Source organism: Candidatus Pelagibacter sp. Uisw_136 (assembly GCF_047720275.1).
Classification (GTDB): domain Bacteria; phylum Pseudomonadota; class Alphaproteobacteria; order Pelagibacterales; family Pelagibacteraceae; genus Pelagibacter.
Window position 1 is genome coordinate 23,535 of the sequence record NZ_CP159812.1, and the last position, 13,429, is coordinate 36,963.

At 31.7% G+C, this 13,429-nt stretch carries 7 protein-coding genes; 6 read left to right on the plus strand and 1 reads right to left on the minus strand.

Annotation, left to right across the window (positions count from 1 at the left end; genetic code table 11):
* Window positions 1-11 precede the first annotated feature (11 nt).
* From ABXT53_RS00125 to ABXT53_RS00140, 4 genes are all read left to right on the plus strand, one after another.
* Complete coding sequence (locus ABXT53_RS00125; RefSeq protein ID WP_415290659.1) at window positions 12-1,199, plus strand: acetyl-CoA C-acetyltransferase; 1,188 nt, start codon at window positions 12-14, stop codon at window positions 1,197-1,199.
* A gap of 129 nt (window positions 1,200-1,328) precedes the next feature.
* Window positions 1,329-4,367 (plus strand): pyruvate dehydrogenase (acetyl-transferring), homodimeric type, encoded by a 3,039-nt coding sequence (gene aceE / locus ABXT53_RS00130; RefSeq protein WP_415290661.1) that lies wholly within the window; start codon window positions 1,329-1,331, stop codon window positions 4,365-4,367.
* A 1-nt stretch (window position 4,368) separates the two neighbouring features.
* Entirely contained in the window at window positions 4,369-5,640 is a 1,272-nt protein-coding gene (locus ABXT53_RS00135; RefSeq protein ID WP_415291318.1) for a 2-oxo acid dehydrogenase subunit E2, read from the plus strand.
* Window positions 5,641-5,646: 6 nt separating this feature from the next.
* Window positions 5,647-6,534 carry a DMT family transporter gene (locus ABXT53_RS00140; RefSeq protein WP_415290663.1) on the plus strand — a complete coding sequence of 296 codons (888 nt, stop codon included), beginning with the start codon at window positions 5,647-5,649 and terminating at the stop codon, window positions 6,532-6,534.
* Here the strand turns inward: ABXT53_RS00140 and ABXT53_RS00145 are convergent.
* Entirely contained in the window at window positions 6,531-7,301 is a 771-nt protein-coding gene (locus ABXT53_RS00145) for an undecaprenyl-diphosphate phosphatase (protein ID WP_415290665.1), read from the minus strand. The two genes, ABXT53_RS00140 and ABXT53_RS00145, sit on opposite strands and share 4 nt — an antisense overlap.
* Window positions 7,302-7,484: 183 nt before the next feature.
* Between ABXT53_RS00145 and ABXT53_RS00150 the strand changes: the two genes are divergently transcribed.
* On the plus strand, window positions 7,485-8,924 hold the full coding sequence (locus ABXT53_RS00150; protein ID WP_415290666.1) for an NAD(P)-dependent oxidoreductase: 1,440 nt from the start codon (window positions 7,485-7,487) through the stop codon (window positions 8,922-8,924).
* Window positions 8,924-13,429, plus strand: coding sequence for a glutamate synthase large subunit (gene gltB / locus ABXT53_RS00155; protein WP_415290668.1), 4,506 nt, complete (start codon window positions 8,924-8,926; stop codon window positions 13,427-13,429). Before ABXT53_RS00150 ends, gltB begins: the two co-directional genes overlap by 1 nt.

The window sequence follows — 13,429 nt, forward strand, 5'->3', positions numbered from 1 at the left end:
CTGTACTATCAATGAGCAAAAAATCAAATGATGTAGTTATTACAGCTGCATTAAGAACACCTATAGGCACATATAAAGGATCTTTAAAAGGTCTTAGTGCTGATAAACTAGGTGCACTAGCTATTAAAGAAGCTGTATATAAATCAAAATTAAAATCAGACGATATTGATGAGGTGATTATGGGACACGTTCTCACTTCTGGATTAGGGCAAAACCCAGCAAGACAAGCTTCTATTCATGCTGGAATTCCAATTTCAAAACCTGCACATATAATTAATCAAGTATGTGGATCTGGATTAAGATCTGTAATTTCAGGCTATCAATCTATTAAACTAGGCGAAAATAAAATTATAGTCGCTGGCGGACAAGAAAATATGTCTAGAGCACCACATACAATATTTTATCGAGAAGATAAAAAATTAAATGAAAATAAATTGGTTGATACAATGGTCAATGATGGACTGATAGACTCATTTAATAATTATCACATGGGCGTTACGGCAGAAAATGTAGCAGAAAAGTATCAAATTTCCAGAGATGAACAAGATATGTTCGCCTTAAATTCTCAAAAAAAAACACAAGATGCCATAAGTAATGGTAAATTCAAAAACGAGTTAATTAAATTAAATATTAATACAGATGATAAAAATTTTATTTTTGAAAAAGATGAACATCCAAGAAGTAATTTAAACTTAGAGGATTTAAAGAAATTAAAAACTGTTTTTAAAGAAAATGGAACAGTTACGGCGGGTAATTCGTCAGGAATAAATGATGGTGCGGCAGCAACTATTTTAATGTCTAGAGAAGAGGCGGAACTTAGAGGTATTGAACCTTTAGCAAAAGTGGTCTCCTGGGCAACTTGTGGTGTTGAGCCTTCATTGATGGGACTAGGTCCAATTATGGCTGTTAATATAGCTTTAGAAAAAGCAGGATGGAAAATTGAAGATATTGATTTATTTGAAGTCAATGAAGCATTTGCAGCTCAAAGCATTGCTGTGATTAGAGATCTTAAAATTCCTAAAAAGATTGTGAATGTTAATGGTGGAGCAATTGCATTAGGACATCCAATTGGAGCTTCCGGTACCAGAATTTTAGTAACCCTAATTCACGAAATGATAAAACAAAATAAAAACAGAGGTTGCGCTACTCTCTGCATTGGTGGTGGAATGGGTATAGCCATGTGTATTGAAAGAAATTAATTTCTTATTTATTTGTTAATTTTTAAAGTTTTTTGTTCAATAAAAATACAGGTTTGCATAAAAAACTTATTATTGTGCTAAAATAACATGAGATATAGTTTTTTTTAGGTGTATAAATCGATTTAAATAATGAGTGAAAAATTACTTGTCCCAGATATTGGTGAATTTGAAAAAGTTGAGGTTATTGAACTTTTAGTAAAAGTTGGAGATAAAATAAACTTAGATGATCCTATTGTTACTATTGAGAGTGATAAATCTAGTGTTGAAATTCCATCAACAGTCACTGGTAAGGTAGAATCTGTAAATATTAAAGTGGGTGATAAAGTTTCTAAAGGGGATTTATTGTTAAGTGTTGAGTCTTCAAAAGAAAGCCCTTCAGAAAAGCCAATTCCTAAAGATACAGAAAGTATTATTAAACAAGCAGAATCAGTTTTAAAAAATGAAAAAAAAGAAGCGACCACTGAACAAAGCCCAGTTGTGGAAAAAAAACAAACAATAATTCAGGTTACAAATGACAATGATATTGATCCATTAGAAACTCAAGATTGGTTAGAGTCTTTATCTGCAGTTGTAGAAAAAGATGGAAATCAAAGAGCTCATTTTTTGATAAAAGAATTAATTAACAAAGCATATCGAGAAGGTGCAAATATTCCTTATACACAGCACACTCCTTACATTAATACAATCCCACCAGAGGCAGAAGTTAAGTCTAATGGAGATCAGAATATTGAAAGAAGAATTAGATCTTTAATTAGATGGAATGCAGCAGCCATGGTTGTTAGAGCAAATAAAAAATTTCCTGAATTAGGTGGCCATATAGGTACTTTTGCATCAGCAGCAACACTTTATGATGTAGGAATGAATCATTTTTGGAGAGCTAAGAATAATAAATTTGGTGGTGATTTAGTTTATTTTCAAGGTCATAGTGCACCAGGCGTTTATGCTAGAGCATTTCTAGAAGGTAGATTAAATGAAAAACAATTAGATAGTTTTAGACAAGAAGTAAAACCAGGTGGACTTTCTTCATATCCACATCCTTGGTTGATGCCAAAGTTTTGGCAGTTTCCAACTGTATCAATGGGACTAGGGCCTATGCTTGCAATTTATCAGGCAAGATACATGAAATATTTAATTAACAGAGGATTAATTAAAGATGAAGGTAGAAAAGTTTGGGCATTTCTTGGTGATGGAGAAATGGATGAACCCGAATCTTTAGGTGCAATAGGATTAGCAGCTAGGGAAAAACTGGATAACTTAATATTTGTTGTAAACTGCAATCTTCAAAGATTAGATGGACCTGTCAGAGGTAATGGAAAAATTATTCAAGAGCTAGAAGGAAGTTTTAGAGGAGCTGGTTGGAATGTAATTAAAGTAATTTGGGGTTCTTACTGGGACTCATTGATTGCTAATGATAAAACAGGTCACTTAGTTAAAACTATGAATGAAACTGTTGATGGTGAATACCAAGCAATGAAAGCTAGAGATGGAGCTTATGTTAGAGAAAAATTTTTTGGGAAATACCCAGAGACTCAAGAGTTAGTTTCTAGTTTATCAGATAAAGATATTTGGAGATTAAATAGAGGTGGTCATGATCCTCATAAAGTTTATGCAGCATACGATCGGGCATCAAAAAACCAAGGTAGCCCAACGGTTATAATCGCTAAAACCATTAAGGGTTATGGTATGGGAAAAACAGGTGAAAGTGTTAACACTACTCATCAAACTAAAAAATTAGATGTAGATGATTTGCTATATTATAGAGATCGTTTTGATGTCCCATTAACAGATGAACAAGTAAAAAATGTTGAGTATTTCAAGCCTGATGAAAAATCATTAGAGATTAAGTATATTAAAGAAAAGAGAATGAGACTTGGTGGTTTCTTACCTGAAAGAACAACATATTCAAAACCTATTAAAGCACCAGCAAAAGATATTTTCGATTTTATGAAAGTATCAACAGGTGAAAAAGAAATGTCTACAACCATGGCATTAGTTAGAATGTTTACAAATTTATTAAGAGACAAAAATATTTCACCCAGATTAGTTCCAATTATTCCTGATGAAGCAAGAACTTTTGGTATGGAAGGATTTTTTCAAAAAATAGGAATATATGCACACGAAGGTCAAAAGTATGAACCAGAAGATTCTGCTCAGTTAAGTTCTTACAGAGAAGAGAAAACTGGACAGGTTCTAGAAGAAGGAATTAATGAAGCTGGAGCAATGTCGTCATGGATTGCTGCTGCAACTTCCTACACTAATCATGATATTGAAATGATACCAATTTATATTTTTTATTCTATGTTTGGTTTTCAAAGAATAGGTGACCTTGCATGGGCAGGTGGAGATAGTCAGGCTAGAGGATTTTTAATTGGAGCAACAGCTGGAAGAACTACTTTAGCTGGTGAAGGACTACAGCACCAGGATGGACACAGTCACTTGATAGCCTCAACAATACCAAATTGTGTGACATACGACCCAACTTTTCATTATGAGCTAGCTGTTATTTTTAGAGAAGGTTTGAGAAGAATGCATGAAAAAAATGAGAATGTTTTTTACTATATCACAACCATGAATGAAAATTATTCACATCCAAGCATACCAAAAGATAAGAATTGTGAAGAAGGAATTCTTAAAGGAATGTATAAAATTAAAGAGTTCAATAAATATAAAAAAACTAAAATTCAACTTTTAGGCTCTGGTACAATATTGAGAGAAATGATGGCTGCAGCAGAAATCCTTCAAAATGAATATCAGATAGATAGTGAAATCTGGAGTGTCACTAGTTTTAATGAGTTGAGAAAAGACGGTATGGAAGTTGAGAGATATAATCTTTTAAACCCTGATAAAGAACAAAAAGTTTCATTTGTAGAACAGTGCTTAGGAAAAACCGAAGGACCAATTTTGGCAGCTTCAGATTACATGAGAATGAATTCTGATCAAATCAGACCCTATACTAATAAAAGTTTTTATTCTTTAGGTACAGATGGTTATGGAAGAAGCGACACTAGAAAAAACCTTAGAAATTTTTTTGAAGTTGATAAAGAACATATTGTTGCTTATGGACTTAGCGTACTAGCAAAAGAGCAACTAATAGCCTCAAAATATGCTAAAGAAGCCATAAAGAGGTATAATATTGATGGCAGCAAACCAATGCCAACAAAACTATAAGATGTCAGATAAAGAGATTAAAGTACCGAATATTGGCGAATTTAAAGACGTTGAGGTAATCGAAGTATTAGTTTCAAATGGTCAGTCAGTATCTAAAAATGATCCACTTATTACAATTGAGAGTGACAAATCTAGTGTTGAAATACCAGCTTCTTTTGACGGAAAGGTTAAGTCTGTTAAAATTAAAGTAGGAGATAGGGTTTCAGAAGATGATTTAATATTAATTGTAGAGCAATCTGGAGAAGAAGAAAAGAGTATAGAACAAAAAACTATTAAAGAAGCAAAACCAGTTACAAATCAAAATCAAGAAGAAAAAATTGAAAAAGTTATACAAACACAAAATTTAATAAAAAAAGACAATTCAGAAGCTTCATCTGCAAGCCCAAAAGTACGTAAATTTGCTAGAGAGCTTGGGGTTAATATTAATGAGATAGTTGGCAGCCAAAGACAAGGAAGAATTGTAGAAGATGATGTAAAAAATTTTATATCCTCTAAAATTAATAAAACTTCAGAAAAGACTGAATATCAACCTAAAAAAATTGTTAGTGAATTTTCCCATTCTGATTTTGGAGAAATTGAAGTTAAAGATATGCCTAGGGTTAAAAAATTAGCCTCTACGTATTTAGTTAATTCTTGGACTACAATACCTCATGTAACAAATCATGATGAAGCAGATATAACTGAAATGGAAGATTTTAGAACTTCACTTACTGATATGTACACAGGTGAAAGAAAAAAAATTACTCCTTTAGCTTTTATTGTTAAAGCTTTAGTTGCATCTTTAAAAAAGTTTCCTAGTTTCAACTCATCAATAGATGATATTGAAAATGGAAAAATAACAATGAAAAATTATTTTCATGTTGGAATTGCAGTTGATACACCACATGGTTTGATGGTGCCAAAAATTAGAAATGCTGACAACAAAAGTATTTCATATATTAGCAATGAATTGAAAACAGTAAGCGACCAATGTAGAAATTTAAAAATAGATAAGAAAGAATTCTTTGGAGGATCTATGACCATTACAAGTCTTGGAGGAATTGGAGGTTCATTTTTTACACCAATAATAAATTATCCTGAAGTTGCTATACTAGGAGTGGGTAAAGCACAAAAAAAACAAATTTTTTTCAATGGAAAATTTGAAACAAGAACAATGTTACCGCTTTCATTATCATATGATCATAGAATAATTGATGGAGCTGAAGCAGCTAGATTCAATAATGATCTAAAAGAAAATTTAGGCAAAAATTTTGCTTATAAATTAGCTGTATAAATTTTAATGTCAAAAACCTCATCATTATTTTGTGCATTACTTTGTACATTCATATGGGGAACAACTTTTATTGCTCAAGATACTGGAATGGACGACATTGGTCCTTTCACTTTTAATGCGGTTAGGTTTTTTGTAGGCTTTTTAGTAGTAGCCCCTTTAGCTTTTATTTTTGAAAGAAAAAATATCTCAAAATCAGTCCAAAGAAATCAAAAAGAATTTACCAACTTAGCTCTTTTAATAGGCCTATCTTTATTCTTAGGATCAGCACTTCAACAAGTGGCTTTACTCTACACAGATGTTGCTAATGCAGCGTTCTTTACTATTTTTTATGTACCAATGGTCCCGTTTATAATTTTTTTTATTTATAAAAAGCCAATTCACTGGAGTATTTGGCCTTCAGTTCTCCTTTGTGTTATGGGAGGCTATTTGCTAACTAATTTTTACAGTGCAACGGTTAGAACTGGTGATGCGCTTATAATAATGGGTGCATTTTTCTGGAGCACACACATTATATTTACTGGTAAAATTATAGAAAACTACAATCTTCCATTAACAATTGGTGCAATTCAAACTTTAATTGTTGCCTCTTTATCATTAATTATAGGGTTAATTTTTGAAGACTTTATTTGGTCTAATATTCTTAAAGAAAAATTTCAAATCTTATATGCTGGAGTTTTATCTGGAGGCCTTGCATTTGTTTTGCAAATATATGCACAAAAAAATATATCCCCTGCTCCATCAGCAATAATTTTTTCTTTAGAGGGTGTTTTTGCAACAATTGCTGCTTGGATTTTATTAGATCAAATTTTAGATATAAATAATCTATTTGGGTGTTTATTTATTTTATTTGGTGTTTTATTTTCACAATTAGCACCAATGTTAAAAAAAAATTAATTATATATTATTATAAATAAAATTATTGAAATAATAATTCTATAAATTACAAAAACATTTAAAGAAAATTTGTTTATGTAGTCTAGAAAAAACTTAACTGTAAAATAAGAAAATAAAAAAGAAAGAGTAATTGATATTAGTATAAGGTAGTTAAATTCAAAGTTTTGGCCAATAGCATTTTTTAATTGTAGTACACTTGCTCCAGCTATTGCAGGTATAGCTAGTAAAAAAGAAATTTTGCTTGAATCAAATCTATTAAATCTAAAAAGCCTTGCAGCTGTTATTGTAATTCCTGCCCTACTCACACCTGGTATTAAAGCAAGTATTTGAAACAAACCGATATATAGTATTGTTTTAAAATTTAGGTTGGAGGATATTTTTTTATCAAATTTACTTTTGTCTGCGAGATATAAAATTATTCCAAAAATTAATGTCGTCCAAGCAATTATCTTTAAATTATTTTCTAATAGACTAACTAGACCCGTGGAGCTGATTATGTACCCAGCTATTACAATTGGTATAGAGCCAATAATTAATAAAGATAATAATTTTTGATTATTTCTAAGGTCTAGTAGCTCTCTTCTAAAATAAAAGATTATTGCTAGTAAAGAGCCAAGATGGAGACTAACATCAATCATTAGTGAGTTAGAATTAAACTCAAAGATTATTTCAACAATATTTAAATGAGCCGATGAACTTATCGGCAAAAATTCTGATATGCCCTGAACTATTGATAGGATTATAATTTCAATAATATTTGAGAACATTTAAAGCTTCGTAGCTTAAATATTCGATGATTTAAACAATTCCATTTGAACATATTAGATATGCAAAAATTAAAATACAAAGAATTAACTGTATTTATTGTGAATTTAAGGTCATATATACTGACCTTGTTTGTCTTTTATTATACAAAACCTTATTATATGTTCATTTATTAAAGGATATATATGTCAGAAAAAATGCTTAAATTTGTTAAAATAGGTCAACAAACTCCACCTAAAAGAGAAGTTGGCAACAGAAAAGAAGATTTTAACGAAATTTATAAAGAGTTTATTAACGAAAAGGCAGGCGAACAATCTAGTAGATGCTCACAATGTGGAGTTCCTTTTTGTCAGGTACATTGTCCATTAAGTAATAATATTCCAGATTGGCTGAAATTAACTGCAGAGGGACGATTAAAAGAGGCTTACGAATTATCTCAAAGCACTAACAACATGCCAGAGGTGTGTGGAAGAATATGTCCACAAGATAGATTGTGTGAAGGAAATTGTGTAATCGAACAATCAGGACATGGAACTGTAACCATAGGTTCAGTTGAAAAATATATTACTGATAATGCTTGGGAACAAGGATGGGTCAATCCAATAAAAGTTAAAAACGAAAAGAGTCAAAGTATTGGAATTATAGGTGCTGGTCCAGCTGGTCTTGCTGCTGCAGAGCAGTTACGTAAGTTAGGTTATCAAATTACTGTATATGACCGATATGATAGAGCTGGTGGTTTAATGATTTATGGGATCCCAAATTTTAAATTAGAAAAATTTGTTGTAGAAAGAAGAACCAAATTATTAGAAGAGGGTGGAATTAAATTTGTTCAAAATTTTGAAGTTGGAAAAGATGCTACATTAGAGCAATTAAGAAAAAAACATGACTCTCTTTTAATTGCAACTGGAGTTTATAAAGCTCGAGAAATAGATCTACCAGGAAAAGATTTAGGAAATATCTTTCCAGCTATGGAATTTTTAACAGCTTCAAATAAAAAAGGATTAGGAGATAAGGTAGAGTTATTTGATAATGGAACCTTAAATGCTGAAGGAAAAAATATTGTTGTAATTGGAGGAGGTGACACTGCAATGGACTGTGTTAGGACTTCAATCAGACAAAAAGCAAAATCAGTTAAATGCCTTTATAGAAGAGACAAAGAAAATATGCCTGGATCTGCTAGAGAGGTAGCTAATGCAGAGGAAGAAGGAGTAGAGTTTGTATGGTTATCTAGTCCTAAAGAATTTGTTGGAACAAATAAAGTTGAAGGTTTGATGGTGGATAAAATTAAACTTGGTGAACCTGATGACAGTGGTAGACGTAAACCAGAAATCCAGAATAATTCTCACTTTAATATTAAAGCAGATATAGTAATCAAGGCTCTTGGCTTTGATCCTGAAAATTTACCAAAACTATTTGGCTCTGAAGATCTACAAGTTACTAAATGGGGAACATTAAAAACTAATTTTGATACAATGGAGACAAATTTACCAGGTGTTTTTGCAGCAGGAGACATTATTAGAGGTGCATCTTTAGTTGTCTGGGCTATAAAAGATGGAAGAGACGTTGCAGTATCAATAAAAAATTTTTTAGAGAGTAAAGAACTCAGTAAAGAGAATGCTGCTTAATGAAAAATTATAAAAAAAATCTTAAAATTCTTGAAGATGGCCATGTTTATTCAAAAGAAATGGAGCATGATGCTTGTGGAGTAGGGTTGATTGCTTCTACAGAGGGCAAAAAATCAAGGAAAGTAGTTGAATATGGAATTAATGCCTTAAAAGCAGTTTGGCATAGAGGAGCTGTTGATGCTGATGGAAAAACAGGTGATGGAGCTGGAATCCACTTAGAAATTCCTTCAGATTTCTTCGCTGAAAAAATAGAACTCACAGGTCATGACCATGATAGTTCAGAAATTTGTGTGGGTATGATTTTTTTACCCAGAAATAATTATCAAGCGCAAGAAAATGCAAGAACTTTAGTTGAAAGTGAATTAACAAAAAGTAATTTTAGTATTTATGGATGGAGACAGGTTCCAGTAAATCCAAAAGTTTTAGGTGAAAAAGCAAATCTTACGAGACCAGAAATTACTCAAGTACTGTTCAAACACAATAATAAAGATTTAACAGAAAAAGAATTAGAAAGAAAAATTTATGAATCTAGAAGAAAAATTGAAAAAAAAGCTATTAAAAATGCGATAGAAGGTTTTTATATTTGTTCAATAAGCTCCAAGTCAGTAATTTATAAAGGAATGTTTTTAGCAGAGTCTATTTCAGATTTTTATTTAGATTTAAAGGATGAGAGATTTATATCTCGATTTGCAATATTTCATCAAAGATTTTCAACAAACACAGCACCAAGCTGGGATCTGGCACAACCTTTCAGAGCATTAGCTCATAATGGAGAAATAAACACATATAAAGGAAACACAAACTGGATGAAAGTTCATGAGCAAGAAATGGATAGTCCTTTATTTGATAATATGGAAAATTTAAAACCAGTCATACAACCAGGATCATCAGATTCTGCTGCTCTAGACAGCGTTTTTGAACTTTTAAATATTTCTGGCCAATCAGCACCTCTTGCAAAGTTAATGTTGATTCCAGATGCATGGTCAAAAAAAAGTCAAACATTATCAAAAGATCATCAACAACTATTTAATTTTTTAAACAGTACAATGGAGCCATGGGATGGACCTGCTGCTATTGCAGCTACTGATAATGAATGGGCTATAGTAGCTGCTGATAGAAATGGGTTACGTCCAATGAGATATACTATTTCAAAAGATAAAATATTGTGTGCAGGATCCGAAACAGGAATGGTTGAAATTGATGAGAAGCAAATTCTTAAAAAAGGCAGATTGGGACCTGGAGAAATTCTTGGAGTTAGAATAGCCAAAGGCAAAGTATTTTCTAATGTTGAAATAAAAGACTATCTAGCAAAAGAGTTTAAACATTTTAACAATCAAATAATTGATTTAGAAAAGAAATTTCCAATAAAAAATGAAAAATCTACTTTTTCAGGTGATGAACTAAAAAAAAGACAACATACATTTGGTTATAGTTTAGAAGATTTAGAACTTATTCTTCATCCCATGGCAGAAGACGCAAAAGAGGCGATTGGTTCGATGGGTGATGACACTCCACTTGCAGTGTTATCTGACCGTTATAGGCCGCTTTATCACTTCTTTAGACAAAATTTTAGTCAAGTTACAAATCCACCAATTGATTCTTTAAGAGAAAACAAGGTTATGAGTTTAAAAACTCGTTTTGGTAATCTTGGAAATATTTTAGATTTTACTAATTTAACAGAGGAAAACATATACGTTTTAGACAGCCCTATATTATCAAATTCTCAATTAGAAAAATTTATTAATTTTTTTCGCCAAAAATCAATAACTATTGATTGTACTTTTGATAAAAGTGAAAATCTTGAAACCTCTATTGAGAGAATTAGAAAAGAGTCTGAAATTGCAGTTAGACAAGGTCTTACTCAATTAGTTTTAAGTGATAAAAATATTTCTGAAAAAAGATTACCAATTCCGATGCTGTTAAGTGTCGGTGCAATAAATACTTATCTTATTAAAAAAAAATTAAGAGGCTATGCATCAATCAATGCTCAAACTGGGGAAGCATTAGACACACATTCATTTGCAACACTTATAGGTGTTGGAGCTACAACAGTTAATCCTTATTTAGCACTAGATAGTTTATATCAGAGGTTTGAAAAAAAACTATTTGGAAAGTTTGAGTACGATGAATGTATAGAGAGATATATACAATCAGTAAATTATGGGCTTTTGAAAATAATGTCAAAAATGGGAATTTCGGTCATAAGTTCTTATAGAGGTGGATGTAATTTTGAAACAGTTGGTTTGAGTAGAACAGTAGCATCAGAGTACTTTCCAGGAATTTTATCAAAAATTTCAGGCATAGGTTTAAATGGAATAGAAAAAAAATTAAGAACTATTCACAAAGAAGCATTTGAAGGTACGGATACGGTTTTACCAATCGGGGGAATTTATAGGTATAGAAAGAATGGTGAAACACATCAATACCAAGGTAAGCTTATTCATCTTTTACAAAGTGCAGTTTCATCAAATTCTTTTGAGGCTTATAAAAAATATGCAGAAGGTATTTATAATCTTCCACCTATACATCTTAGAGATTTGATTGGATTTAGAGATAGAAATTTAAACCCATCTTTAGATATTTCAGAAGTAGAGCCAATTGAAAATATTTTAACAAGATTTGGGAGTGGAAGTATGTCTCATGGTGCATTATCGAAAGAGGCACACGAAACTTTAGCCATAGGAATGAATAGAATTAAAGGAGCCTCGTGTAGTGGTGAAGGGGGTGAAGATGAAAAAAGATTTATTAAGATGGAAAACGGTGACAGTGCTAATTCTAGAGTTAAGCAAATAGCTTCAGCAAGATTTGGAGTAACTCTTAAATATCTAAATAACTGTAACGAAATAGAGATTAAAATTGCACAAGGGGCAAAACCTGGTGAGGGAGGTCAATTACCAGGGTTTAAAGTCACAGAAGAAATTGCTAAATTAAGACATTCGACACCGGGTGTAACTCTAATATCGCCACCACCTCATCATGATATTTATTCTATCGAGGATCTAGCTCAATTAATTTATGATCTTAAACAAGCAAATCCAAAAGCAAGAGTTGGAGTAAAATTAGTAGCATCATCTGGTATAGGAACAATTGCAGCTGGTGTAGCTAAAGCTAAAGCAGATATAATTTTAATTTCTGGACATAATGGAGGAACAGGAGCAACACCGCAAACAAGTGTTAAATATGTAGGGATACCTTGGGAGATGGGTTTAACTGAGGCTAATCAAGTTTTAACTTTAAATAATTTGAGACATAAAGTTACCCTAAGAACAGATGGTGGAATTAAAACAGGAAGAGATGTTGTTATTGCAGCAATGATGGGCGCAGAAGAATATGGTGTAGCAACTACAGCTTTAGTAGCCATGGGATGTATAATGGTTAGACAGTGTCATTCAAACACATGTCCAGTTGGAGTTTGTACTCAAGATGAAAAGCTAAGAGAAAAATTTTCTGGTACGCCAGAAAAGGTAGTTAACTTATTTAAATTCATAGCTGAGGAAGTAAGAGAAATTTTAGCACAGATAGGATTTAAAACACTGAATGAAATAATTGGTAGAACTGACTTATTAAGACAGGTAAGCAAAGCATCACCAAACTTAGATGATTTAGATCTAAATCCTTTATTTGTTCAAACAGATTCAGGAGAGAATACGAGATACTGTACAGTTCCAGAAATAAATTCCGTTCCAGATACTTTAGATCAAGAAATTTTACCTGAAATTAAAGAACAAATTGGAAAAGTAAAAATTATTGAAAAAGAATATATTATTAAAAATACTCATAGAACCGTTGGTACAAGAATTTCTAATCATCTTTATGAAAAATATGGATCTGAAAAAATAGAAGATGGCTTTTTATCTTTAAAATTTAAAGGATCAGCAGGGCAATCCTTTGGAGCATTTGGAATTAAAGGTTTAAAACTTATTTTAAAAGGTGACGCTAATGATTATGTTGGTAAAGGTTTGTCAGGAGCAACAGTGGTAGTTAAACTTCCAGATGAAAGTAATTTAGTTTCAAATGAGAATACCATAATAGGAAATACAGTTTTGTATGGAGCAACATCTGGAAAACTTTTTGCGGCAGGTCAAGCTGGAGAAAGGTATGCCGTAAGAAATTCAGGATCAATTTCGGTTATTGAAGGCTGTGATTCTAATGCTTGTGAATATATGACTGGTGGTACAGTTGTAGTTTTGGGTGATGTAGGAGATAATTTTGGAGCTGGAATGACAGGTGGTATGGCATTTATTTACGATATAAATAAGAAATTCGACAAAAAAGTAAATCCAGAGACTGTAGTGTGGCAAACGCCAGAAACAGATCATTGGATAGCTTATTTAAAAAATTTAGTACAAGAGCATCACCAGGAGACAAATTCAGATTTTTCTAAAAAGATAATAGAAAATTTTGATAAGGAAATTTCTAATTTTATTCAAGTGTGTCCAAAAGAAATGATTGATAAGTTAAAAAACCCAATAAGTTTAAAATCTATTATAAAAGAAGTTAGTTAA